This window comes from Bacillus sp. FSL K6-1000, assembly GCF_038630785.1.
Classification (GTDB): Bacteria; Bacillota; Bacilli; order Bacillales; family Bacillaceae; genus Bacillus; species Bacillus safensis.
Window position 1 is genome coordinate 2702446 of the sequence record NZ_CP152042.1, and the last position, 24855, is coordinate 2727300.

General features: G+C 42.0%; 25 protein-coding genes. 10 read left to right on the plus strand and 15 right to left on the minus strand.

Annotated features, from left to right (window positions below; all coding sequences use genetic code 11):
• Positions 1–173: 173 nt before the first annotated feature.
• From MHI46_RS13995 to thpR, 3 genes are read right to left on the minus strand one after another with little or no spacing between them, the layout of a single operon-like run.
• The gene (locus MHI46_RS13995; protein ID WP_144494622.1) at positions 174–1103 is read right to left on the minus strand and encodes a YegS/Rv2252/BmrU family lipid kinase; all 930 of its coding nucleotides are present in this window, start codon (positions 1101–1103) and stop codon (positions 174–176) included.
• Between the two features lie 48 nt (positions 1104–1151).
• Positions 1152–2087 carry a hypothetical protein gene (locus MHI46_RS14000; protein WP_047203493.1) on the minus strand — a complete coding sequence of 312 codons (936 nt, stop codon included), beginning with the start codon at positions 2085–2087 and terminating at the stop codon, positions 1152–1154.
• A 25-nt stretch (positions 2088–2112) separates the two neighbouring features.
• Positions 2113–2664, minus strand: coding sequence for an RNA 2',3'-cyclic phosphodiesterase (thpR, locus tag MHI46_RS14005; RefSeq protein WP_342502902.1), 552 nt, complete (start codon positions 2662–2664; stop codon positions 2113–2115).
• Positions 2665–2755: 91 nt separating this feature from the next.
• On the opposite strand from thpR, the gene cysK reads away from it, so the two are divergent.
• Positions 2756–3688 carry a cysteine synthase A gene (gene cysK / locus MHI46_RS14010; RefSeq protein ID WP_342503259.1) on the plus strand — a complete coding sequence of 311 codons (933 nt, stop codon included), beginning with the start codon at positions 2756–2758 and terminating at the stop codon, positions 3686–3688.
• 56 nt (positions 3689–3744) lie between these two features.
• Here cysK and MHI46_RS14015 read toward each other — a convergent pair whose 3' ends face one another.
• Entirely contained in the window at positions 3745–4362 is a 618-nt protein-coding gene (locus tag MHI46_RS14015; RefSeq protein WP_342502903.1) for a Type 1 glutamine amidotransferase-like domain-containing protein, read from the minus strand.
• A gap of 29 nt (positions 4363–4391) precedes the next feature.
• Entirely contained in the window at positions 4392–5792 is a 1401-nt protein-coding gene (pepV, locus tag MHI46_RS14020) for a dipeptidase PepV (protein ID WP_342502904.1), read from the minus strand.
• Positions 5793–5887: 95 nt separating this feature from the next.
• Between pepV and MHI46_RS14025 the strand changes: the two genes are divergently transcribed.
• Complete coding sequence (locus MHI46_RS14025) at positions 5888–7186, plus strand: NCS2 family permease (protein WP_039180738.1); 1299 nt, start codon at positions 5888–5890, stop codon at positions 7184–7186.
• A gap of 372 nt (positions 7187–7558) precedes the next feature.
• Positions 7559–7780, plus strand: a complete 222-nt coding sequence (locus MHI46_RS14030; protein WP_008356419.1) for a DeoR family transcriptional regulator — start codon at positions 7559–7561, stop codon at positions 7778–7780.
• Positions 7781–8057: 277 nt separating this feature from the next.
• Here the strand turns inward: MHI46_RS14030 and MHI46_RS14035 are convergent, their stop codons facing one another.
• Together MHI46_RS14035 and MHI46_RS14040 are read right to left on the minus strand one after the other, a co-directional pair.
• A complete protein-coding gene (locus MHI46_RS14035) occupies positions 8058–8774 on the minus strand; it encodes a pseudouridine synthase (protein WP_260774635.1) in 717 nt (238 codons plus the stop codon).
• A gap of 16 nt (positions 8775–8790) precedes the next feature.
• Positions 8791–10413 carry a polysaccharide biosynthesis protein gene (locus tag MHI46_RS14040; RefSeq protein ID WP_039180744.1) on the minus strand — a complete coding sequence of 541 codons (1623 nt, stop codon included), beginning with the start codon at positions 10411–10413 and terminating at the stop codon, positions 8791–8793.
• 175 nt (positions 10414–10588) lie between these two features.
• Between MHI46_RS14040 and MHI46_RS14045 the strand changes: the two genes are divergently transcribed.
• From MHI46_RS14045 to MHI46_RS14060, 4 genes are all read left to right on the plus strand, one after another.
• A complete protein-coding gene (locus MHI46_RS14045; RefSeq protein ID WP_058838208.1) occupies positions 10589–11860 on the plus strand; it encodes an NAD(P)/FAD-dependent oxidoreductase in 1272 nt (423 codons plus the stop codon).
• Positions 11857–12054 carry a hypothetical protein gene (locus MHI46_RS14050; RefSeq protein WP_099663549.1) on the plus strand — a complete coding sequence of 66 codons (198 nt, stop codon included), beginning with the start codon at positions 11857–11859 and terminating at the stop codon, positions 12052–12054. Before MHI46_RS14045 ends, MHI46_RS14050 begins: the two co-directional genes overlap by 4 nt.
• A 140-nt stretch (positions 12055–12194) precedes the next feature.
• A complete protein-coding gene (locus MHI46_RS14055; protein WP_039180749.1) occupies positions 12195–13727 on the plus strand; it encodes a BCCT family transporter in 1533 nt (510 codons plus the stop codon).
• A gap of 130 nt (positions 13728–13857) precedes the next feature.
• On the plus strand, positions 13858–14382 hold the full coding sequence (locus tag MHI46_RS14060) for a CbrC family protein (RefSeq protein WP_039180751.1): 525 nt from the start codon (positions 13858–13860) through the stop codon (positions 14380–14382).
• Positions 14383–14427: 45 nt separating this feature from the next.
• On the opposite strand, the gene MHI46_RS14065 is transcribed toward MHI46_RS14060, so the two are convergent.
• The 7 genes from MHI46_RS14065 to MHI46_RS14095 form a co-directional block, all read right to left on the minus strand.
• Entirely contained in the window at positions 14428–14610 is a 183-nt protein-coding gene (locus MHI46_RS14065; RefSeq protein WP_024424881.1) for a sporulation protein Cse60, read from the minus strand.
• A gap of 99 nt (positions 14611–14709) precedes the next feature.
• Positions 14710–15021 (minus strand): rhodanese-like domain-containing protein, encoded by a 312-nt coding sequence (locus MHI46_RS14070; protein WP_260774636.1) that lies wholly within the window; start codon positions 15019–15021, stop codon positions 14710–14712.
• Positions 15022–15075: 54 nt separating this feature from the next.
• Entirely contained in the window at positions 15076–15762 is a 687-nt protein-coding gene (locus MHI46_RS14075) for a YesL family protein (protein WP_260774637.1), read from the minus strand.
• Between the two features lie 24 nt (positions 15763–15786).
• Positions 15787–17076, minus strand: coding sequence for a Gfo/Idh/MocA family oxidoreductase (locus tag MHI46_RS14080; protein WP_039180762.1), 1290 nt, complete (start codon positions 17074–17076; stop codon positions 15787–15789).
• Between the two features lie 17 nt (positions 17077–17093).
• On the minus strand, positions 17094–17618 hold the full coding sequence (locus MHI46_RS14085) for a lipoprotein YteS (protein ID WP_126681451.1): 525 nt from the start codon (positions 17616–17618) through the stop codon (positions 17094–17096).
• Complete coding sequence (locus tag MHI46_RS14090; protein ID WP_260774638.1) at positions 17615–18727, minus strand: glycoside hydrolase family 105 protein; 1113 nt, start codon at positions 18725–18727, stop codon at positions 17615–17617. The genes MHI46_RS14085 and MHI46_RS14090 overlap by 4 nt, the downstream gene beginning before the upstream one ends.
• A gap of 18 nt (positions 18728–18745) precedes the next feature.
• On the minus strand, positions 18746–19711 hold the full coding sequence (locus tag MHI46_RS14095; RefSeq protein WP_047203508.1) for a sugar ABC transporter permease: 966 nt from the start codon (positions 19709–19711) through the stop codon (positions 18746–18748).
• A 232-nt stretch (positions 19712–19943) separates the two neighbouring features.
• Here MHI46_RS14095 and MHI46_RS14100 point away from each other — a divergent pair, with 232 nt between their 5' ends.
• On the plus strand, positions 19944–22244 hold the full coding sequence (locus MHI46_RS14100; protein ID WP_260774639.1) for a helix-turn-helix domain-containing protein: 2301 nt from the start codon (positions 19944–19946) through the stop codon (positions 22242–22244).
• 38 nt (positions 22245–22282) lie between these two features.
• On the opposite strand, the gene MHI46_RS14105 is transcribed toward MHI46_RS14100, so the two are convergent.
• Positions 22283–22654, minus strand: a complete 372-nt coding sequence (locus MHI46_RS14105) for a winged helix-turn-helix transcriptional regulator (RefSeq protein WP_034322520.1) — start codon at positions 22652–22654, stop codon at positions 22283–22285.
• A gap of 155 nt (positions 22655–22809) precedes the next feature.
• On the opposite strand from MHI46_RS14105, the gene MHI46_RS14110 reads away from it, so the two are divergent.
• Together MHI46_RS14110 and MHI46_RS14115 are read left to right on the plus strand one after the other, a co-directional pair.
• The gene (locus MHI46_RS14110; RefSeq protein WP_039180778.1) at positions 22810–23997 is read left to right on the plus strand and encodes an MFS transporter; all 1188 of its coding nucleotides are present in this window, start codon (positions 22810–22812) and stop codon (positions 23995–23997) included.
• Between the two features lie 10 nt (positions 23998–24007).
• Positions 24008–24850, plus strand: coding sequence for an aldo/keto reductase (locus MHI46_RS14115; RefSeq protein WP_180272432.1), 843 nt, complete (start codon positions 24008–24010; stop codon positions 24848–24850).
• Positions 24851–24855 lie beyond the last annotated feature (5 nt).

The window sequence follows — 24855 nt, forward strand, 5'->3', positions numbered from 1 at the left end:
ATAAAAACAAAAAGGACAGCTATTGAGAATGAGATGCTAAACAATAGCCGTCCTATAGATTTTATCGTTACCTTCTTATACTCGTCAAGCAAAACTAAAAAATCAGGACAAGAACCTTACGAAAAAGAAGCCTTTTTTCATGGTTCTTTGACTGCGGACATATCGCAAGTTATTTAAGCACGTAATTTTAAGGATCGTTCACTTGCCTTCACAAAGACAGGCGTTGCACCGATCACTTCTCCATCTGCGTGAAATAAGATTTTTTCATCTGCTTCTAAGTACGCTTCCTCATGCTGAAACAGGGTAACCCCCTTCATCCCAAGGTGCTTTCGAAACACCATTGCACTTAGAAACAAGAGGACTTTGAATGGATTCAAATCTGTGACAACCATCGTTTGAAAGCCTGGCTGCCTTGCACTCACTTCCGGTGCTGCTTCCAGCCCTCCCCCGTAATACGGGTGATTGCATACGATCACAAACCACACTTGTCGAAAGACTTTCTTCTCATTTTCAATAAATAACGCAAGATCAAATGGCTTAAACGACCATAGAGAATGGAGAAATGACAGCGGGTAGATGATAAAGCCAAGCCCCAGCCGTTTCAGCCACTTTTTTCCTCTAAAATGCACCGTTTTCCTCAGCACATGTGCATCAAACCCCACACCGATATGATTGAGAAAAAGAACAGATTGCGGACTTTCGGCATGATCTTGAAAGGAGCCGAGAGAAAATGTTTTGGTGAGCATTCTCTTTTGCCTTCTCACTTCTTTTAGGACATCATGACGATGGATACCGAGACCCTTCGCAGCATCATTCCAATGACCAGCAGGGACAAAACTAAGCTGCACATGATCGATTTCCTTTAAGCCATTCAGCACTTCATGAATCGTTCCGTCACCGCCAATCACAATCAACCGCTTCAGCCTGTCATCCTGCATGGCACTGATTTGTCTTGCCAAAACTTCGGCATGGCCTTCATGCTGGGTGAGAAACGATCGATAAGAGACCTCCACCTTTTGTAATTCTTTCTCTATGCTCCTCCATGTGCGGAGTCCTTTTCCATGTCCTGCTTCTGGATTAACGATAAAGTACCATTCATTCATATATTAGCTCCACTCGGGTCTCATTTTTCGTGACCTTCCATCATGCCTTTAATCGAGCCATTCCTGCCTTCTTTTGCTGTCTGTTTCACCATAAGCAAGCAACGCCTTTGTCGCCTTAAATTGCTGATGCTTTGTCGGCGCCGTATTTTTCCGCTGCTTTTCAAACCACTCTTCTGCCTTCTTCTTATCGATAACCTCCATCCCATATGGAACTTCAGGTAAATCAATATAAGAGGTTCGGCTAATGAGGATTTTTTTCACAGGAAGGTCTACACCACTTTGCTGTAAGATCTTTGACACAACGGTGCCAGAACGCAGAAGGCTTGCACAAGGATTTAAGACGGACTGAACAGCTTTCCCAGTCGCCCGTTTTTCCCAAAAACGTTCCTTCGTTCCGATATAGACACTGTCTGGCTCGGCCTCTAAGAAGGATAAACAGATTACTTCGAGCGGCGTTATGAGTATCGGACATAATTCCATCTCAGCTTTTTGAATGAGCAGCACCGGCTTGTACATCACAAAATAAGAATCTGGAAGCTGCCTCGCAAGCATTCGCAGCTTTTCATCATATCGAATATGATGGGAGACGGTTGAAATATGTGAAATCGTTGAGCTCGCCCATTTTAATTGCACTTCAAAGAGATGATCCTTAAAAAAGTGAATCAGCTTCGTTTCATCGGTAGGGACGTTTCTGAAAACCCCTTGCTCTATATCTGTCGGCTCGTTAAAAAGACTCAGGTCCCGTTCCTTTTTCATATCGGCTTCTTTTTGCTTTCTCTTTAAGGAGAATTTCTTTCTCTTTTCTTCCTCCTGTTCAGGCACTTGTTGAGGAATTTGGTCAAATGGTTGCTGCGCCTCCTCTTTTGAAGCCTTTTTCAACTCGTCCCATCTTTGTTTTTTCAACCGATTGAATTGATTGATGTAGTGATGCGGGTCTTGTTCATATCGTGATATATAATCTTGAATTTTGATAATTTGCGCCATCTGCTGCTCACTCCAACTTCTAGAATCATTTATGTAGTGTAAATTGTTTGATTGCGTGATAACGAGGGGTTTCCTTCGGACGTATTTCAAATAAAGTGATACGCGAAACCTCCATCACATATGGCTCTTTGCGTAAAGGCGCTTGTTCTTCATAAAGGTCATCCGCATTCCATTTGCGTGCAATCGTTATATGCGGATGAAACGGTCTCTTTTCAACAGGGTGTCCTGCTGACAAGACGGCCTCCTTTACCTTTTCTCTTAAATGCATGAGCGGCTCACTTTCATGAGGCTTTGCAAAAAAGACTCTCGGGCGTTCCTTCGCACCAAACTGCCCTACCTCATTCAGCTCTAGTGGAAATGCAGATGCTTCATTTGAAAGGAGGTCAAGCAGCTGGATGATCTTTTTTAAACGCTCTTCTGGAATGGCGCCTAAAAAGACAAGGGTTACATGATAATCATGTGGTGCTGTCCATTTTTGAAAGAACAGTCCGCTCCTTTGATCAATGTCTTGTTTGATTTGATGCGCAAGTTGTTCAGGGATGTGAATCCCTATAAAATAATGACGGTTTTCTGACACAATATCACCTGTCCTTTTTTAACAAACTTTACGAATCCCCATTGATGATAGTATAACTAAAGAAATGCGGAATGAGAAGAAAGGGTGTCATCTGATGAAAGTTGCACAAAATATAGCTGAGCTGATTGGCGATACACCGCTTGTCAAATTACAGCGGCTCCAGCCAGAAAATGCGGCGGCTGTTTACTTAAAGCTGGAATCATTTAATCCTAGCGGAAGTGTCAAAGACCGCGCCGCTTACAATATGATTGTTGAGGCAGAAGAACAAGGGAAACTCACAAAAGGAGCAACCATTATTGAACCTACGAGCGGGAATACAGGGATTGGTTTAGCCATGAATGCTGCCGCAAGAGGCTACAAAGCTATCCTTGTCATGCCTGATACGATGACAAAGGAAAGAATCAATATTTTGAAGGCATACGGGGCGCAGGTCGTCTTAACCCCAGGAGAAGAAAAAATGCCAGGCTGCATCCGCAAGGCGGAAGAACTGGCTGCTCAAATTCCTCACAGCTTTATTCCGATGCAATTTGACAATAGAGCAAACCCAGATGCACATAGAGGAACAACAGCGGTCGAAATCATGGAAGCTGTGAACCAACTTGGACAGCCCCTTGGCGCCTTTGTCGCAACAGCTGGAACTGGCGGTACTATTACAGGAACTGGAGAGGAATTAAAAAAGGCATTCCCTCATTTAACCATCCGTGTAGCAGAGCCTAAGGGATCTCCAGTCTTATCTGGCGGGGAACCTGGCAAACATAAGCTCGTTGGCACAAGCCCAGGATTTATCCCCCAAATCTTAAACGAGGATGTCTATGATGAGATCGTGCAAGTAAGCGACGAAGATGCGTACCACATCACACGGGAGCTCGCTATGCTTGAAGGCATTTTAGTAGGCCCATCCTCTGGGGCGGCTTGCTATGCAGCCATTGAAACAGCGAAGCAATTGCCGGCAGATCAAATCGTGATCTGTATGACAGCAGATACGGGTGAACGATACTTATCAAGTGATGTTTTTCAAGATTAAAAAAGGAACAGGGTGATGAATCCCTGTTCCTTTTTCTTCTTTCACGGTTAAGATGCTTAGACAGATTTCACCTCAACCTGCTCCCCTGTGACGAGTAAAGCCTGTTCATCAGTAAGCGGACATAAATCAAGTGTCTCCTGATACTTCTCTATGATTTGCTCCGCAGCCTCGCCTAAATAGGCATTGTGCATATGCGGTACTGGATAGCGGCTTATTTCATTGAAACCTTGAAATGATGAAAGCTCCGGCGCCTTCTCCTGATCATCCATCATGGAGATATATTCAATGCTTGGCGCCATAATGATACTCCCCGCAGACTCTCCGATGTACAGCTTGCCGTTGTTGATTTCTTCTTTCAACACGTCATCGAGACGCTGCTTTCTTAACTCCTGCAATAAATAAAAAGTGTTGCCTCCTGAAACATAGATCACATCATTTTGTTTGATCATCTGTGTGATCTCTTCTACGGATTGTTCATCTACCTGCACAGTCTCAAGCTGCATGCCTAATTTCTGAAAGGCTTCCTTCGCTGCCTCCACATAGTGCGTGACTTCTTCTACAGCACTTGCCGTTGGAAAGAAAGTCACACGCTTACCTTTTAATGATTCACCTGCAAAGTCAGACAAGAGAGAATAGCTGTCTTTGAATGAAGAACTTAAGAACATTTTTTTCACTATGAATCCCCTCTTCTCTTTTCCAATTTCTATTTTGCTAATTCATACATAGCTTGTGCATAAAGAGCTGCTGCTCTTAGTAAGTCATCAATTTCAATATATTCATCCTTTTGATGGGCGCAGTCTGGTCTGCCAGGAAATAGAGGTCCAAACGCAACGCCAGCTTCTAAAGATCTCGCATACGTTCCTCCCCCAATGGCAATAAGGGTTGCAGGATCTCCCATTTGCTCCTCATATACCCGCTGCAAGGTTTTCACAAGCGGATGATCTTTTGAGACGTGATGCGGAGGGCTGTCTTCGAATTTTAGAAGGGACGCCCCTTTGATGCTTTCAATTCCTTTTTTGACGTCCTTGCCGTCTACAGTTACTGGATAGCGGACATTTAACCCTAGCTTTGCTTCCTCATTCTGTTTATAGCGGATTGTCCCAACATTCAATGTCAAATCTCCACTAATATCATCTTTGCAAGCAATTCCCAGATTTTTCCCTCTTGTATCCTGATCAAATAAAGCATTGATTTGGGAAGTAAAGGCAAGTCCCTGCTCATCTAATTCATGTCCGCATAAGAAATTCGCCATATGAATGCCCGCATTTGTCCCATGCGCCGGCTCCATGGCATGAACGGATACCCCTTTTAATGTAAAATGCAGTCCATCCGCTGTGCTTTTTACCTCACCAGATAATTGATGATCAGCAAGATAGGCTTCGAAGGCCGTTTTTAATGATTCAGCATCATGTGCCTGTGCAGCAGTCACAGTAGCAGCTGCCTCATCTGGCACCATATTGAGCCTCATACCCGATGCAAATTGCTTAAGCGTATAGCGCTGTTGATTCGATGGTTGTTGATATGTAAATGACAGGATGGCATCAATAATTCCTTTTTCCGCATGAATAATCGGAAAATCGGCGTCTGGTGCAAATCCGATTTGCGGCATTGCCTCATGCTTGAAATAATGGTCCACACAGCGCCAATCACTTTCTTCATCTGTCCCAATGATCATTCTGATTTTTTTCGACAGCTGCAGACCAGAATCTTTTAAGATCTTCAGCGCATAGAACGCTGCCATGGTTGGGCCTTTGTCATCAATAGCTCCGCGTGCAAAGATTTTATTTTCTCTGATATCCGCTGAAAATGGCGGGGTTGTCCAGCCGTCGCCAGCAGGCACAACGTCCACATGGCACAGCACACCTACGATGTCTTCGCCTTCCCCATATTCAATATGACCTGCATAGCCGTCGACATTCTTGACTTTGAAGCCTTCGTCTTCCCCTTTTTTCAGCATATACTTGAGGGCATCATCAACTTTTTCACCAAATGGCTTTCCTTCTTTGCCGCCTTCTTCATCAAGGACACTTTCAATTTGTAAGAAAGATTGTGTGTCCTTGATCAAGTCATCTTTTTTTCGTATTACTTCAGCTTCCCAATTCATTTTTTCCATTCCTCCTTGAAAAAAGGTTGCAATCCACCCTTAAAACGAATATTATATAAATTGTTTTGTAATAATGTTCGTAAATGGAGGATTTTATGTTTCAGTTAAAAGAAAATCAAACCAACATAAAGAAAGAAATCATCGCTGGTATGACGACATTCTTTACCATGGTCTATATTGTTGCCGTCAACCCAGGAATTCTTTCAAAAGCAGGTATTCCTTTTGACCAAGTCTTTACTGCAACAATCATCGCTGCTGTCGTCGGTACCCTCTGGATGGCACTCTTTGCAAATTATCCGATTGCCATTGCACCAGGCATGGGGCTGAATGTCTATTTCACCTTTACCGTTGTCGGCGGTGGCGGCATCAGCTATCAAACAGCGTTTAGTGCGGTATTTGTTGCTGGTATACTCTTTATTATTTTATCGTTAACATCCCTTAGAAAACAACTCATTCAAGCCATTCCAGATAATTTAAAGTACGGCATTACAGCAGGAATCGGGCTTTTCATTGCGTTCATCGGCCTCCGTCAGTCTGGAATCATTGCTGCTGATCCAGAAAACCTTGTGAAGCTTGGCAATTTAAGCTCGCCTGTTGTCGTTTTAACGCTTGTCGGCTTAATGATTTCGGTTATATTAATGGTTCTGCAAATAAATGGTGCACTGTTTATCGGCATGTTAGCGACTACATTGATTGCGCTCGCAACAGGCCAGCTTCATTTCCCTAAAATGCTGATGGACGTCCCTGCACTGCCTGAAGGCATGCTGATTACCAATCCAATCGCTGCTTTTGGTGATGTGTTCTCTCATCATTTATATGCTGTCGTCTTCTCCTTCTTACTGGTGACGATTTTTGATACAACAGGCACTATGATCGGCGTTGCCGAACAAGCCGGATTAATGAAAAACGGCCAGCTGCCAAAAGTGCGCAGAGCCCTGCTCGCTGACTCTGCTGCAACAACGGTTGGTTCTATGTTTGGTACAAGCCCAACCACTGCTTATATTGAATCATCATCAGGCGTTGCTGCTGGCGGAAGAACTGGACTGACTTCTTTAACGGTCGCTGCACTGTTTATTGTGGCATTATTTTTTGGCCCGCTCGTTCAAGCGATTTCGTCTTTACCATCCATCACATCACCTGTTTTAATCATTGTTGGCTGCTTGATGATGAACTCGGTGTCACGCATTCGCTGGAACGAACTAGACGAGGCATTCCCTGCTTTTCTTGTCATTCTTTCGATGCCGCTGACTTCTAGTATCTCTACAGGAATTTCACTTGGATTTATTTCATATCCGCTTGTGAAATTGGCGAAAGGGAAATGGAGAGAAGTACATGTGCTTGTTCTCATCTTTGCGGTGTTATTTTTCATTCAGCTCTTTTTCTTAGAAGGATAACAGAAACAGAAAAGGCACATCCTTACATGGAATGTGCCTTTTTTGCCTTCACTGTATTTTTTATTTTGTAAATCTTCTGAGTTTATTTTTCGAACGTTTGAACGTGACAGCTTCTATCGTATCCCTTATCATTATTGGGTTGTAACCGGATTCAAATCATGATATATACCATATTTCATTTCATGAAGACAAGTTTAAAAACACGTAAAGTTGACTTTTTGGTGGAACTAGATGCATAATAACGTGTATAATAGAATAAAACATTAAGAAACACGAACATTTACCATTGTTGCATGTCCTTATTTCGCAGTTTTAGTGTAGTAAGTTGTGGTTAGTCAAGTCCATCCGATCTTATTGATAGGGAGTGGTTTTTTGAAACCTTCAACAAACCGTATGATGACTCGAATTAAATCAGTTTATATGTTCATTCAAGAGAAAGGTCTTGTGACGACACAAGAGCTGGTTGATGAATTCGGGATCACACCTAGAACCATTCAAAGAGACTTAAACGTGCTTGCCTATAACGATCTTGTTCATAGTCCAAGCAGAGGCAAATGGGAAACAACGAGAAAAAAAGTAAAAATATCATCTTAAGCGTATAATGAATTGTCCATATAACAAAAAGAACCGGCGATATGCCGGTTCTTTTCTTTTGCAGATTGTTGACAAAGGGCTAAAATGATTTTTATTTTAGCTCTTTGTCTTCTTTTCAGCGTGATAGAAAACCTTTGAAGTCTAGGAAGAACGGCTACTTTTGCGGAGCGAATTTAACATTCGTGAGCACCAGCGCGCAGGACTGACAAAGAATGCGAGGGTTTGTCTACACGCTGAAGAACCGGCGATATGCCGTTTCTTTTCTTTTGTTCTTATGTTATTCACGATTCATTAAGCTGTCTAATTCTTCATCCGTCAATTCACGGTACTCTCCAGGTGCTAGATCTTCATCTAATGAGACAGCCCCCATTGTGAGCCTTTTTAAAAAGATCACTTCATTTCCCACCGCTTGGGCCATCAGCTTCACTTGATGGTACTTCCCTTCAGTAATCGTCAATCGGATGCGTGTATCTTCCTCTTCATTCGCATCGACTTCGACCTTCGCCGGCTTCGTGTGATAATCATCTAAGATAACAACACCCTCTTCAAGACGCTTAATGTCTTGATCACCTAAAGGATATTTCAAATGAACTTCATACGTTTTTGGCACATGCTTTTTTGGAGAAAGTAATTGATGAGCAAGCTGTCCATCATTTGTGAGGAGAAGGAGACCGACCGTATCCTTATCCAGTCTCCCCACAGGAAATGGCTCCCTTGCGATATCCTCCGGCTCGAGTAAATCCACAACCGTTTCATCCTGCAGATCTTCAGTGGCTGAAATCACCCCGTCCGGTTTGTTCATCATTAAGTAAATGAATTCTTTATATTCTACACGATCTCCGTGTACGAGCACTTCATCATTTGATGGATCAACATGATCTTTCACCTGCTTCGCCACTTCTCCATTCACTGTGACCGCCCGGGCCTTGACAAGCTTTTTCACATCTTTTCTTGAACCAAAGCCGCTGTTAGCAAGTAATTTATCAAGCCTCATGAATATCTACCTCTTCTTAACTCTTTTTTCTTAAAAATTTCGGCATACGGCTGCCAAGTACACGCTCTAGTAATCCCACCTTATAAGATAAGAACATATACACACCGCCGCCAGTGATCATGGAAATCAAAATGACGATACCCGCTTGTACAATTCCGCCTTCATAAGAAATCACTTGGTTCACAAGCTGACTTGTCATAAATGCCACCACACCCATGATCGCTGTTAAAATGCCAATCAGAATAAAACGTTTGAAAATTCTGCGGAACGAATAGCCGGCATGTCGTTTAATCATGATAAACATATACAAGATAGACGCACTGTAGCCTAATGCTGTTGCCAGTACAGAACCATTTCCTTGCAGCCAGCTGATCAGCGGGATGTTTAGAACCGTTTTAATAATGATCCCTAACAAAAGACTAACGATAGCAAATTTTTGTTTGTTAATCCCTTGCAGAATCGCTGCATTAATGGTGAATAAAGAAAACAATAATGCAACAGGTGCATACCAGAACAAAATGGAGATCCCAATCTCAGGGTGAACCGATGGATAGAAGAACCAATAAACCGGTCCAGCCAATGCCGAGATACCAAATGATGCAGGCAGTACGAAAAATAGAACGCCTTGCATCGTTTGGTCAATTTGTCGGTTTAATAATTTATAATTTCGTGATGTAAAAGATTCTGTGATAGTTGGAATTAATGTTAAACCAAATGCCGTCGCTAATGATACTGGAATCATTACAAGCTTAGGTAAATATAAAGTAACTATAGAAAGTACTGCAGTACTTATATCTTTAAAACCAGCATTAATCATTGCTTTATTAATAGTATTAGTATCAATGTAAGAGTATAGAGGAATAGCTAATCCAACAAAAACATATGGAGCAGCATAACTAAATAACTCAATAAATATTTTTTTATATCCAAGGCCTAAATTTGGTCCAGAATTAGGCTGCATCGCAAGTAATTTATCTTTCCGCTTGATCCAATATACATATAACGTGAATAAACCTCCAAAAGAACCAATCAGAGCAGCAAAAGTAGCATATCCTACTGCGATGACAAGCCCCCCGTTAAGCACCTTTAAAATGACATAAGTTGCCGTCAACAAGAAGATAATTCGGACTATCTGTTCAACAACTTGTGAAACTGCTGTTGGTCCCATCATTTGATGCCCTTGGAAAAACCCACGTATAAGACCCATAATCGGGACAACTAAGAGAGCCAAACTCACCATTCTAATTACATATGTCACTTGGTCAACAGTTAGTCCACCAGTTTCGGTTGATCCACCGAGCTGTATCTCAGCAAAAATTGGGGCTGATAAATATAAAATACTAAAAGCAATGATACCTGAAACAAGCATGACAGACATGCCGGCTCTAAACATTTTTCGTGTTGTCTCAAAGTCACCAATCGCATTATATTTTGAAACAAATTTAGATACTGCTGCTGGAAAACCCAGAGTAGCAATGCTAATGAAAATCGTAAACTGATTGTATCCATATTGGAATAGCGCACCACCAGTAGCTCCAACCATTGCGCTAAATGGAATTAAATAAATCATACCAAGAATACGAGAGAGATACGTCCCTATCGTTAAAACCAACGTACCACGAAGCAGTTTATTAGACATGCGCTTAACCACCATTTTTCTAATGAATATTCAACTTAACTATTTTACCACATCAACTCAACACACAGGTAACAAATCCAATACTGAAGTCACAAAACCAATCAATTCATATTTCAGCCTTCCCTAATCTTCGTTATAATAGAAAAATGACTGAAAGTAGAAAGAGGAATGTAACATGAAACATTATGATGTCATTGTCATTGGCGGCGGACCTTCTGGACTGATGGCCGCGATTGCATCAGCAGAGCATGGCGCTACTGTTCTGTTAATTGACAAAGGAAACAAACTTGGCAGAAAGCTGGCCATTTCTGGCGGCGGACGGTGTAACGTCACTAATCGCCTTCCAGTAGAAGAAATCATCAAGCATATTCCCGGAAACGGCCGTTTTCTATATAGTGCATTTTCTGAGTTCAACAACGAGGATATTATTTCATTTTTTGAAAACCTTGGCATTGAACTAAAAGAAGAAGACCATGGACGTATGTTCCCTGTATCAAACAAAGCACAATCTGTTGTGGATGCCCTTCTAGACAGGCTCCGCGCCCTCAATGTCACCATTCGAACGAACGAAAAGATTAAAACGGTTCTGTATCAAGACGGACAAGCAGCTGGAATTGTTACAAATAATGATGAAAAAATTTCAAGTAAGGCTGTCGTCATTGCTGTCGGCGGAAAAAGTGTACCGCATACCGGCTCTACTGGTGACGGCTATGCATGGGCAGAAGCAGCAGGTCATACCATTACAGAGCTTTTCCCAACAGAGGTACCGGTCACATCAGATGAACGATTTATTAAAGAAAAAGTGCTTCAAGGTCTTTCTTTAAGAAGTGTGGCTGTCAGTGTTTTAAATAAAAAAGGGAAACCCGTCGTCACACATGTCATGGATATGATCTTTACTCACTTTGGTTTATCGGGTCCAGCTGTTCTTAGATGCAGCGGATTTGTTGTGAAAGAATTGAAAAAGCAGCCGGCAGTCCGCCTGCAAATTGACTTATATCCGAAGCTGAATGACGAGGAGCTGTTCCAAAAGCTTCATCGTGACCTAAAAGATGAACCGAAGAAAGCCATTAAAAATGTCCTCAAGTCTTGGATGCAAGAACGCTATTTATTGTTTTTATTAGAACGGAACGGTATTGATCCACAAGACACATTCTCTGGTCTAGCCAAGGATAAACTGCGTGCATTTGCCCATGATTGCAAACATTTTATTGTGCATGCAAATGGTACACTATCCTTGGACAAAGCGTTCGTGACAGGAGGCGGCGTTTCTGTGAAAGAAATTGAACCGAAAAAAATGGCGTCTAAAAAAATGCCCGGTCTTTATTTCTGCGGAGAAATTCTAGACATCCATGGCTATACAGGCGGCTACAATATCACGTCAGCACTTGTGACAGGCAGGCTTGCCGGCATGAATGCTGCACTAGAAGCAAAGGAGAGAGTTCAATGATCAGACGTGCACTACCGATTGTTCTTGCGGTCGTTATTAGTTTGACAGCCGCTGTTTTCTTGAAGCTGTCGATTTCCCCGTTAAAAATCGCTATTGTTTTGGTGTTTACCATTTTCGCTGTATGTTTAAAAGAATATGTCTACCGTCTTCGCAAACGAATTGAGGAAAAATCGTCTTCCCATATCGATAGTTGATAAATGGAAGCAAAACATGTTACGGTAAAGTAGAGGTCGAGTGAGAAGCTCGCCTCTTTTTGTTTGAAATAAGTTGAGTTAGGGGATATTAAGCTAAGTCCTCTGCTTAAACGTGTAGAACAACAGGAGAGTGAGATGGTGTGAAAAACGTATCAAGTGTATTTTGGATTGTGATTGCGATCACATTTGTTGCCGTGATGTGGGGAGCGTTTTCTCCAGACACATTGCAAAATGTCACAGATCAAATTCAAACATACATTACAAATGACTTTGGCTGGTATTACTTGTTAGTGGTATCACTGCTTGTCGGCTTTTGTCTATTCTTTATCTTTAGCCCAATCGGTAAGATTACGCTAGGAAAACCGGGGGAAGAGCCTGAATTTGGTCTATTTTCTTGGTTTGCTATGCTATTTAGTGCCGGTATGGGAATTGGTCTTGTTTTTTACGGAGCAGCTGAACCGATCAGCCACTATGCTATTCAGTCACCAACAGGGGAGACTGAAACTGCACAGGCCTTCCGCGATTCCCTTCGCTATACATTTTTCCACTGGGGGCTTCATGCATGGGCGATTTATGCCATTGTTGCACTTTGCATTGCTTACTTTAAATTTAGAAAAGATGCACCTGGCTTAATCAGTGCAACGCTGCAGCCTGTTTTAGGAAATAAAACGAATGGATGGATCGGAAAAACCATCGATTGTATTGCGGTATTTGCAACTGTAGTTGGTGTTGCGACAAGCCTAGGATTAGGTGCAGCACAAATAAACGGTGGGTTGAATTATCTTTTTCATATTCCAATTGCCTTTAGCACACAATTGATCATTATTATCATTGTGACGGTGCTTTTCCTTGCATCTGCTTTGAGCGGAATTGGAAAAGGCATTAAATACTTAAGTAATATCAACATGGTATTAGCAGCTGTTCTGATGTTTTTCTTACTTTTGGTAGGTCCAACTGTTTTTATCTTAAATTCATTTACTGACTCGATTGGACAATACTTATCCAATATCGTTCAAATGAGCTTCCGTCTATCTCCTAATGATCCTGAAAAGAGAGAATGGATTAATGGATGGACGATCTTTTATTGGGCATGGTGGATTTCTTGGGCACCATTTGTCGGGATCTTTATCGCTAGAGTGTCACGCGGGCGAACGATTCGCGAATTTTTAGTGGGTGTCTTAGTCGCTCCTTCTATCCTAGTATTCCTATGGTTCTCGATTTTCGGTGTATCTGCAATGGACTTACAGCAAAAGAATATTGTCGATGTAGCAGGTCTATCAACTGAAACGATGCTCTTCGGTGTGCTTAATGAATATCCGCTGGCGATGATTACATCGATACTAGCACTCATATTAATCGCCGTATTCTTTATTACATCGGCTGATTCAGCTACATTTGTGCTTGGAATGCAGACAACCTACGGGTCATTGAATCCTTCTGGCAGTGTCAAAGTCAGCTGGGGCATTATCCAATCTGCTGTTGCTGCTGTGCTTTTATTTTCAGGGGGACTCGAAGCCTTGCAAAATACAGCCAAGCTCGCAGCCTTGCCGTTCTCCGTTGTCATCATATTGATGATTGTCTCGCTGTATAAATCACTAAATGATGAACGAAGAATCATCAAACAAGCCAATCAAGTCAATAAACCAAGAAGTCCAAGAGTAAAAAAAGCATAATCGCAAGCAAGAAAAAGCCGTTCCTCATCCGAACGGCTTTTTTCTATATACACAATTTAAGATTGTCTGGAGCTTGAGGATTCCTTTAAAATAGTATTGAATCATCACTTTCTACATAATGGAGGTTTATATGACGTTACCTACGTTCAAGTACAACCCAGACCCAGTTTTGTTAAACGTGATTAAAAAAGAGCATACGACATGTCCTGTTTGTGAGAAAGAAAGAGATTATGTGTACCATGGCCCTTTTTATGCTGTTGAAGATGTGGAGGGAATTTGTCCTTGGTGCATTAAAGATGGATCAGCGGCTAAAAAATACAATGGAACCTTTCAAGATGATGCGAGCTGTGATGACGTCGATCAAGAGGAATATATCGATGAGCTGATCTTCAGAACGCCAGGCTATCGCGGATGGCAGCAGGAATATTGGTTAAGTCATTGCGGAGATTTTTGTGCAATCGTCCAGTATGTCGGCTGGAAAGAGATTGAACATCTAGAGGAAGAACTCGCCGAGGATATCGAAGACATTTGCAGCGGCGAAGGATTAACGAAAGAGAACCTAAAGCAATGGCTCGTCAACGGAGGAGACTTACAAGGCTACCTCTTCCAATGTGTTCACTGCAACAAGCACCGTTTATATATTGACGCCAGCTAACCAAAGAAAAAGGACCCTTCAAGCAGGTCCTTTTTTTGATACCGTCTACTTTTTATATAAAATGAGTGCAGAAAAACAGTAGAGCTGTTCCCCTCCCTGCTCACAGATCACCGCTACATTGTACTTGATGTCAATGATTTGGTCGTCATCCATTCCTTTTAAAAAATGATTGATTTCACTCTGCAAATCTTTCTCATGCTCTTCATCAAATACAGCTACCTTTAGCACCTATGCCACTCTCCCTTCTCTCGCTACTCTATCTTTATGCACATAGAGAGAGGCATATGAATAAAAAACCTTTCATCCTATCGATGAAAGGCCTTCTGTTTACAGCTTCGGTTTTGTTTCTCCTGTCCAAGCAAGCATCCCACCAACAACATTGGTCGCTTGGTAGCCTTGATCTTCTAGGTAATAGCAGACATTTTCACTACGTTTACCAGAGCGGCAAATAATATAATATTCCTGCGTTTGATCGAATGCATCCAGCTTCTCAGGGATATCTCCCATTCGAATGTGGATCGCTTCCGGGATCACCCCTTCTGCTACCTCTTCATCCTCACGTACATCGACAAGCTGAATGGCGTCTTCCTGCTCCAGCTTTTGTTTTAATTCTTCTATTGAAATTTCTTTCACTGACACGAGTCTCACCTCTCCTTTTCATCACGGTGACACCATTATAGCAGATGGTTCACTTCACTGCGTATTCACCCGCTTCGATTGAAGGAAAGACGGCAGCAGCTTCTTCACTTCGGCTGTCTCGTGCTCACTTTCAAACTCTACCTTTTTAAAGACTTGATAGGCCAGCCACATATGACCGTAGGCAAGTATGCTCACACTAAAAAATGGCACGATTCCCGGTAAATAAGCAAACAGAACAAACAGCAGCACAGCCGAGAAAACAAGCATAGAGAGTGTATATTGCAAATATGACACACCAAGCAGCAGAGAGAATTTCAGATAGAGACGTTTTTTCCAATCGTAATGAGCAAGCAGCGGAAAAATATAAAATAAGCTCACAATAAACAGAAAACCAAAAATATATATAGCAAAGCGAAGTACATGTAAGGGCCAGCTCGTCGGATAGATATAAGCAAGGTCGACATAAATAATCGTTCCAATGATGAACAGCACCACTCCAATCATGTTAGAGCGGACAAACTCCTCCCGGTATACCTTCCAAAAAGTGCGGAATACATTGACCTGCTCATGCCCTTGTATCCACTTTCTCATCACGGAAAATAACGCAGTAGTCGCAGGCATCAAGCCAAAGATCCCAAGCCCTAGGATAGTGAACAAAAGCCATAACAAATTCGTATAGGCGAGTCTCATCACCCACTCACACATCCTCAGCATTCTGCTCATTGAACCATCATGATCCATCTCTTTCCCCTCCTCTCTTTCTCTTTACACCTTCTCTTTATGAAACAATTCATCAATTTCAATTGGGCGTTTTTCTGCGGCAGATCGCCACATGCCTTCTCCAAGAGCAATCGAATAAGCACCAGCCTCTGCACCTGCTAAAATGTCGTAGTGAATCAATGGATCTTTTCCTATAAATAAATCAGCCAAAAGCAGAGGATCTCCTCCGCCATGTCCGCCTGGCTGCTTGACGACTTCAATTGTCTCCTTTGATCCAAACATCGGGTAATAAGAAATTGTTTGTTCTGGGAATTGAAAAGGAATTCTTGATGGCACATGAAACTCATTTGTTTCAATACGCCCCTTCGTCCCATTAATAGCCAGACGATAGCCTTCATATGGGGCGGAGAATTGAATCGAATAGCTGAGCAGAGCCCCTTGATCATAAGCGACTGACGCCACATATGTATCCTCAATATCAATTTCCTGATCAAAAATGCACGCATCCGGGCGATAATTTGAGTACTGCTGCGTTTGCTCCTGACCGGATTCAATATGGTCGTCCTCCACCTTCGAGCGCTCAACCCGCGGATTCCACCTTGCTTCATAATGACAGATATCCTTCACATGACATGTTCCGCAAAATCTATTTTCCTCCCCGTGCAAGGGATTCCAAGGGCTTTCGCTGCCGTAATAGTTCAGCGCCCCGTAGGCAAATACTTGCTTCGGCTTTTGATCAATCCACCAGTTGACCAGATCAAAATGATGCGTCGACTTATGAATAGACAGTCCGCCAGAAAATTGACGTGTACGGTTCCACCTTTTGAAATAACTAGCACCATGATACGTATCAATAAGCCAGCTCAGTTCAACGGATGTGACCCTTCCAATTTTCCCATCTAGAATCAGTTCTTTTATCTTTCGATGGAAGGGATTGTAGCGATAATTAAAGGTGACCGTGACCTTTCCTTTACTTTCCGCCTCTTTTTCCATCACTTTTTTGGCGTCTTTTGCTGTTGTCACCATCGGCTTTTCGGTGATCACATCTAGATCATGGTCAAGTGCCTGCATGATATACGTGACATGTGTATCATCCCTGCCTGCCACAATGACGATATCTGGTTTTGCTTTCTTGACCATCTGATCAAATGCATCTTCATGAAAAAACGAAACGCCCCGGAGTGATGGAAAACGCTCCTGACAAAGTGTATACCGCTGATGATCTATATCTAGGAGCCCTGTAATCTTATACTGCTCATTGAAATCCTCTGTAAGCGGTCGAATAAACATATTGAACGCACGATGACTCAGCCCGCAAATCACGACCCGTTTCACATTCCTCACCCCATTTTCTATTGGTTTTCACGAAGCTGTTTCATGAGAGACAGCGCCTCTTTCGTCTTGTCAGCATACACGGGAATAAAAGCGACCATATCTCGATGTAATTGAAAGGTATAACCGTTGAGTTTTTTCTTTCCTTTATTGATTTGTACCGCATAATCGACCGTTTTCCCTGTCTTTTTGTCCTCGACCGTATATGGTCCTTCTGCTTGATCGCCTATTTCCATCTCTTCCAGCAGCTGAAAGCTTTCAGGATCATCATACGTTCTAAACATTTCTTCTGGGACAAGCATCACGTCCCCCTCTTTTGAGGTAATTTCAACAAGAAGCTTTTCAGGAACCGCCGGAAAGATGTGGACGCTATAAGTCTCTTGTTCCGGCTGAAAAGCCTTCTCCACTAATTGATCCTTCATTCCCTTTGACATATCAGAAAAAATCAGGACATCGATACCGTTTGTTTTCCCCTGACAGGCAGATAAACAGACGGCAGCGATGAAACTGATGAGCCATACGGCGGCTCTTTTTTGCCTTCTCATGCCTTTTGAAAAACAGACAGCTTTTCTAGCTCAGTTAACGCCATAATAAAAGCGCCTGCCCCGTGCAAGTCATTTGTGCTCCGCTCTCTTCCAACGTAATAATCATAAAATCCCGCAGATGTTCCAATACAGATATCGTTGATGGTAAAATCACCATTTTCTTTCTCAGCCGTCTTATGCTGAATCAAGCCTTGATATGCTTTGACCACATGATCAACATAACGGAGGCCCACATACCCTTCATTCATGGCCTTTGCCATGGCGTACATGAATAAACACGATCCCGAGCTTTCAAGCCAATTGTCACTGTGATCTCCTTTATCAATGATTTGATGCCAGAGACCTGTCTTTTGATCCTGGTACTTTGCCACACTTTCCAGCATGTCTGTCAGTGTTTCCTTCCACACTTTCCGCATTTCATGCTGCTCGGGCAGGTCCTCGATCATATCCGCTAATGCAAGGACATACCAGCCAAACGATCTCGCCCAAAACTCTGGGGAACAGCCGGTCTTTTGATCAGCCCATGGCATCGTTTTTCGTTCATCCCACGCGTGATAATATAGACCTGTTTGTTCATCTTTCGTATGCTTTCTCATGAGATGCTCTTGATGGATGACCATATCCACAAGTGACTCTTCACCTTTAAGCTGAGCATACTTTAAGGCAAAAGGACCGCCCATGTAGAGACCATCGAGCCACATTTGATAAGCATAATTATCTTTATGCCAAAATCCGCCCTCAGACGTGCGGTTTAGCGTACGATAAAGTCCGCGCAGCTTCTCCGCTGCGAGCACATACCGCTTCTCTCTCGTTCGTTCGTAAAGAGGGAATAAAATGAGCCCTGCTTGTATGGCATCAAGCTCATCCCTGCGAAATAACAGATTACCGTACTCATCAATGAGTGAATCCGCATAGTTTTTCACATAATCGAAATACGCCTCGTTCCCCGTTGCCTCATATAGCTTCATAACGCCGCAAAGGAAAACGCCTTGATGATAATGCCATCTTCCAGCTGGCGGCAGCTCAATCGGTGTATACGCTTTCATAATGGTTTGTGCTAATTTCTCTGCATGCTCAAGCGGTGATCCCTTTTCAATCGATAATGTCATTCTTCCTCATCTCCCTTTTTAATAAATACCTTCTTCCCCGAATTTCTTCGCTAAACGGTTTGCCAGCATGACCAAAATAAGTCCAACGGCTGCTTTAAATAAACCAACAGCGGTACTATAGCTGAATTGTCCTTGCTTAAGACCTGCTGTATAAACGTACGTATCAAAAATCTCCGCTACTTCCCGGTTCGTTGCGTTCAGTAATAGATAGACATGCTCAAAGCCAAGCTCAAGCGTATCACCGATTTTTAAAATAAGCAGAACGACAATGACACTTTTAATGGCAGGAAGTGTGATGTGCCACATTTGTCTCAATCTCCCCGCACCATCCATTTTTGCTGCTTCATATAGCTGCGGATCTACCGCTGTAATCGCCGCAAGGTAAATGATCGTCGACCAGCCTGCTTCCCGCCAAATCACCTGTAAAATGTACATTGGTCTAAACCATTCCTGACTAAGAAGGAAGTTAATCTTTTCCCCTCCAAAGAAAGCAATCAATTCATTAATTAACCCGCCATCTACTGTTAACAAAACAAAAGATAAGGACACGACAATGACCCATGACATGAAGTGAGGGATATAAATCATCGTCTGTACAAATTTCTTAAACAATGCCAATCTCACTTCATTTAAAAGAAGGGCTAATAAGATCGGAATTGGAAAGAAAATCACAACATTCATGGCAAATAAAATCAGCGTATTTTTTAATAAGATGAAAAATGTTGGTTCTGTAAACAAGCGAATAAAGTGTTTGAAGCCAACCCACTCACTGCCAAGAATACCGAGAAACGGCTGGTAATCTTGAAAGGCAATGATGAGCCCCCACATTGGCACATATTTAAAAACAAGAAAATAAATGAGCCCCGGCAAAATCATTAAATACAAAAACTTTTGACTAAGCAGTTGATTAAGTAAGCGCTTTCTTTTTTCGTTTTTCAAAGCTGCCGCAGGCACACCCTTGGCAGTGACATCCTCTGTTTTCATTGATAAAGCCTCCCCTCATGCTGATGCATGTGTTAACTGTATCTTAAGGATGAAAAATCCGTCTACAATCATATCAACAGATCATATTTTCATAGGTGAAGCTACTCAAAACGTTACATAAAACATAAGAAAATGATCCTAATCTCAGAAAATGATTATTGACAAACCTACCAGATTTTTGGATTAATAAATTAAGGGGAAAAGATTGTTTCGTTTGAAATGGGGGGGTTTTATGAAAAGAAGGCAGTATAAATTTTATTACAAGCTTGTGACGTTTTTTTTCATACTTAGTACGATTCCTGTTATCATTGTCGGTATTTTTTCTTATCAGCATTCGCAAAAAACAGCACTTGAAAATATCTCAAATGAAAAGCTCGACAGCGTCAAACAAACGCAATCCAATATTGAGCATATTTTAAAAACGGTTGATCATTCTCTCACTCACTATGTCAGTTCGACACCTCTCCTTCAAACACTGGCAGAACCTTTAAATCCAGACCAATTCCAGCTTTATAATCAAGTACAGCAGGAACTGAACTACCTGCAAACCTTTGACACCGACCTTTCCAATATTACACTCGTCAGTAAAATGGAAGACTGGTACATGAACAATTCGGGGCTTTATCATGTCACAAGCGAAGACCAAGAAAAAGCGCTGACCTCTTACCTCAATATACCAAGTCACTCCAGCTGGGCACTTGAAGAGAATAATCCACTTGTTGCGACTAAAGAAGGTAAAGCATCCTTTTGCAAGTACAATGTGAATTTAATCAAACAACTGCCTATGAACAGCGTTCAAAAAAAGGGAATCGCTGTCGCCAGCATTCCAAGCTGCGTGATTGCTGATAACATGCCTGACTTCTCTCAATCAGATAGCATGTTTGTCATCGATACAAACGGAAAAGTGCTGCTACATAATCGCAAAGAACAAATTGGTGAATCGCTGAAATATCAAGATTTCGTCAAGCATGTGCTCTCACTTGAAAAACGATCAGGACAATTTGATATGAAGATCGACGAACTCAACTATCAAATCACATTTCAAAAATCTGATTATAATGAATGGACGTACCTATCCTTTGTTTCTATTCCAGAACTTAAGCAGCAAACGAAATCAATCGGGTGGATTACCTTTATTATCTGCACTATTTTGTTAGCGCTTTCATTACTATTTTCATGGTTTGGTTCCAGACACTTTTATAAACCCATCCGCTTATTATACGAGTCATTTGCACGCAATGAATCATTTTTGCAAAAACAGCCTTTTCAAAATGAATTTGAGTTAATTGAATCGAGTATTAAACAAATGAAAGATCAAAACAATGATTTAGAGGAACGGATTGAGCAGCAAGTGACACACTTACAGCAATATTTTATGGTACGTCTGCTGCTTGGAAAGCTGACAGATGAAGAAGTAAACAACCGGTTCCAAAGCTTAGGCTTTCCCCAGGGCTGGTCTCATTTGTCCATGCTCGTGACCCAAATTGATACGTTAAAAGGAACACCTTATGAAAAAAAAGATGCTGATTTGCTTTTATTTGCGATCAATGGACTGATCGAGCAGATTATTCCGCAAGAGGAACACCTTCAGCCAACCGTTGTCAATGAACATCAAACAACGATTATCCTTAACCACTCAAAATCAGACGAAGAGTTTACTGAATATTTAAATCAATTAGCAGAAACCATTCAGCAGCGTATCGAAGAAGAGCTCGGTTTATCGATCAGCATTGGGATCAGCCGCCAGTTTAAGGAGCTTACGATGGCAAAACACGCTTACATTGAAGGAAAAGAAGCCTTAAAATACAGACTCAAAGCAGAGAAAAAATCCATTATCTTATATGAGCATATCCAGCAAGGAAAGACGTTCAAAACCCATTTTCCAAAGCAGCTGCAGCATGATTTATTTGATGCGGTGAAAGCTGGCGATCAAGGCAAAGCGGATCACTATTTACATGTGCTCCTGCAATCCATTTTCTCTAAAAATGCAGGACCGCACGAATACCAGATCGCCCTCGCTCGTTTTTTAAACAATTTAATTGAGCTGATGCATTTGCTGGGTATTGAATTATTTGAGGTAGAAGACAACAAAATGCTCTATGATACGATTTTTGAATTTAAAACCTTTGAAGATACAGAAGCATGGCTGAAACATGAGATCATCCGGCCAATTATTGACCAGCTTGCTGCACGTGAAGACTCACAATACAAAAACATCTCAGAAAAAATCATTCATATTATTCATCAAGAATTCGACTCAGATCTCACCTTGGATGAAATCGCCACACGCCTGCACTACAATCCCAATTATTTAAGCAGTATTTTCAGAAAGGAAATGGATATCTCCTTTAGTGAATATCTCTCTTCCTACAGACACCATGTCGCTAAAAACTGGCTTGTAGAAACCGATATGTCCGTCAAAGAAATTTCGGAAAAACTGAAATATAAAAACCCGCAAAATTTCATCCGATCCTTTAAAAAGCTGGAAGGCACAACTCCTGGTAAATACCGCGACCAGAAAAAAGGCACGTAACACAAAGAGTCCCGCTCTCACACGAAAGCGGGGCTCTTTTATTTAAACTGTTCATTTAAGATGCTGTCTTCCAGCACTGAAAGCGGCTCTCCATACACACGTTCAATATGAGCTGCTCCCCAATCGCATAGCGCATTGAGAATTCTTTCGAGTGACTGTCCGTATTCACTTAATTCATATTCCACTTTAGGCGGCACCTGTTCATAGACAATCCGGTTAATGACGCCATCACTTTCAAGCTCTCTCAGCTGCTGCGTCAGCATTTTTTGTGTGATGTTTGGCATAAGCCGCTTCAATTCGCTCGTACGTTTTTTCCCGTGTGTCAAATGACATAAAATCACACACTTCCACTTCCCGCCTATGACATCAAGCGTTGCTTCCACAGAGATATTATATTTTTTCTTTTCCATCGAATATTCACTCCTCTTTGTACGAACAGGCACTTTTTAGTACCTATATTACAAAAAAGTACGTACTTTTTTTTTCGTCATCTATGTTAGATAATAACTCTTGCCGATCGGCTTCGTCTATCAAAATGTCATCACAGAAGGATGTGAACTTACTGATGAAGAACAAGCAAAACCATTTTGCTCTGCTCGCACTAGCAATTAGTGCTTTTGCTATAGGAACAACTGAGTTCATTAGTGTCGGTCTTTTGCCAATGATCTCAGAGGACTTTGGAGTGAGCGTCAGTCAGGCGGGCTGGACTGTCTCTTTATATGCACTTGGTGTGACATTTGGAGCGCCTATATTGACTTCCCTTACTTCCACGATGAAAAGAAAGACATTGCTTTTGCTCATTATGCTCGTCTTTTTGATTGGTAATACACTTGCCACCATTGCCCCGACCTTTTCAGTGCTGTTAATCGGCCGGGTGATTTCAGCCTTGTCCCATGGAATCTTCATGTCCATTGGCTCTACGATTGCTGCAAGCCTTGTCGTGAAAGAAAAACGGGCAAGCGCCATTGCCTTTATGTTCACTGGTTTAACAGTAGCGACTGTGACAGGTGTGCCATTCGGGACATTTCTTGGTCACGAGTTCGGCTGGCGGACATCATTTGGTGTAATTGTGATCATTGGTCTGATCGCACTGATATCCAACTATTTTCTTGTTCCGTCTCAACTAAAGCAGGGTGTGAAAACATCCTTTAAAGATCAAGCTGTCCTATTAAAAACAAAAAGAATCTTACTTTTATTTGTCATTACAGCCACAGGGTATGGAGGAACCTTTGTCGTCTTCACATATTTATCTCCTCTCTTACAGCATGTCACAGGTCTTGCGCCTGGGGCTGTGGCGTTGATCCTGCTTTTATACGGAATCACGATCGCAGCCGGAAATGTCATTGGCGGAAAAGCTGCTAATGCACAGCCAATGAAAGCACTGATCTATATGTTTATTATCCAAAGCATCATCTTGTTTATCCTTAGCTTCACTGCAGGATTCACAGTGTTAGGCATTGGAACCGTCATGCTGATGGGTCTGTTTGCTTTCATGAATGTACCTGGACTGCAAGTAGCCGTCGTTGATTTTGCCGAAAGATACACCCCTGGAGCAGTCGACGTCGCATCTGCTATGAATATCGCTGCCTTTAATGCCGGTATTGCCATTGGCTCATTTTTAGGCGGCATCGTGACAGATTCACTTGGTCTTGTGCATACAGGCTGGGTCGGCGGCATCATGGTCCTCATCGCAGCCATTCTTACGATGATCAGTTATCAAATGGAACAAAAAGAACAAATACAAACCAACTAAAGGAGTTTTTATTATGGAACATTTACAAAGTACAAAAACATTAAACAATGGAGTCCGCATGCCAGGCTTTGGCCTTGGTGTATTCAAGGTGGAAGATGGAGCAGAATTAGTTGATGCTGTCAAAACAGCCATTCAATTAGGCTATCGCAGTATTGATACAGCAGCTATTTATGGAAATGAAGAAGGTGTTGGACGAGGCATACAGCTTGGTTTAGCAGAAACAGGACTGCGCCGCGAGGACATTTTTGTCACATCAAAAGTGTGGAATGCCGATTTAGGATATGAATCTACCCTTCATGCATACGAAGAAAGCTTGAAAAAACTTCAGCTTGACTACCTTGATCTGTATTTAATCCATTGGCCAGTTGAAGGAAAATACAAAGAAGCTTGGCGTGCACTGGAAACCTTGTATCGTGAAGGAAAGGTCAGAGCCATCGGAGTGAGCAACTTCCAGCCGCATCACTTAGACGAGCTATTAAAAGATGCAGAGATCAAACCAGCTATCAATCAAGTAGAATTTCATCCAAAGCTAACGCAGGAAACACTCTATACGTATTTGAACTCTCATGGCATTCAAATGGAAGCTTGGTCACCGCTGATGCAGGGTGAACTGCTGCATCACCCGCTGATCACAGAGCTGGCAGACACGTACAGTAAAACACCTGCTCAAATTATTTTGCGCTGGGATGTACAAAAAGGTGTCATCACCATCCCAAAATCAACGAAAGCACATCGTTTAAAAGAAAACGCTGATATATTTGATTTTGTCTTAACTGATGAGGATATGAAACGTCTTTCTGACTTAAATGAAAACAAACGTATCGGTCCAGATCCAGACAACTTCGACTTTTAATCAAA

What these genes read in the sequence shown, in the direction of transcription:
- MHI46_RS13995 (WP_144494622.1), bottom strand. Translation starts at nt 1,103, where the DNA reads ATGAATGAATGGTACTTTATCGTTAATCCAGAAGCAGGACATGGAAAA.
- MHI46_RS14000 (WP_047203493.1), bottom strand. Translation starts at nt 2,087, where the DNA reads ATGGCGCAAATTATCAAAATTCAAGATTATATATCACGATATGAACAA.
- pepV (WP_342502904.1), bottom strand. Translation starts at nt 5,792, where the DNA reads ATGAATTGGGAAGCTGAAGTAATACGAAAAAAAGATGACTTGATCAAG.
- MHI46_RS14025 (WP_039180738.1), top strand. Translation starts at nt 5,888, where the DNA reads ATGTTTCAGTTAAAAGAAAATCAAACCAACATAAAGAAAGAAATCATC.
- MHI46_RS14035 (WP_260774635.1), bottom strand. Translation starts at nt 8,774, where the DNA reads ATGAGGCTTGATAAATTACTTGCTAACAGCGGCTTTGGTTCAAGAAAA.
- MHI46_RS14040 (WP_039180744.1), bottom strand. Translation starts at nt 10,413, where the DNA reads ATGTCTAATAAACTGCTTCGTGGTACGTTGGTTTTAACGATAGGGACG.
- MHI46_RS14045 (WP_058838208.1), top strand. Translation starts at nt 10,589, where the DNA reads ATGAAACATTATGATGTCATTGTCATTGGCGGCGGACCTTCTGGACTG.
- MHI46_RS14050 (WP_099663549.1), top strand. Translation starts at nt 11,857, where the DNA reads ATGATCAGACGTGCACTACCGATTGTTCTTGCGGTCGTTATTAGTTTG.
- MHI46_RS14060 (WP_039180751.1), top strand. Translation starts at nt 13,858, where the DNA reads ATGACGTTACCTACGTTCAAGTACAACCCAGACCCAGTTTTGTTAAAC.
- MHI46_RS14075 (WP_260774637.1), bottom strand. Translation starts at nt 15,762, where the DNA reads ATGGATCATGATGGTTCAATGAGCAGAATGCTGAGGATGTGTGAGTGG.
- MHI46_RS14085 (WP_126681451.1), bottom strand. Translation starts at nt 17,618, where the DNA reads ATGAGAAGGCAAAAAAGAGCCGCCGTATGGCTCATCAGTTTCATCGCT.
- MHI46_RS14090 (WP_260774638.1), bottom strand. Translation starts at nt 18,727, where the DNA reads ATGACATTATCGATTGAAAAGGGATCACCGCTTGAGCATGCAGAGAAA.
- MHI46_RS14095 (WP_047203508.1), bottom strand. Translation starts at nt 19,711, where the DNA reads ATGAAAACAGAGGATGTCACTGCCAAGGGTGTGCCTGCGGCAGCTTTG.
- MHI46_RS14100 (WP_260774639.1), top strand. Translation starts at nt 19,944, where the DNA reads ATGAAAAGAAGGCAGTATAAATTTTATTACAAGCTTGTGACGTTTTTT.
- MHI46_RS14105 (WP_034322520.1), bottom strand. Translation starts at nt 22,654, where the DNA reads ATGGAAAAGAAAAAATATAATATCTCTGTGGAAGCAACGCTTGATGTC.
- MHI46_RS14110 (WP_039180778.1), top strand. Translation starts at nt 22,810, where the DNA reads ATGAAGAACAAGCAAAACCATTTTGCTCTGCTCGCACTAGCAATTAGT.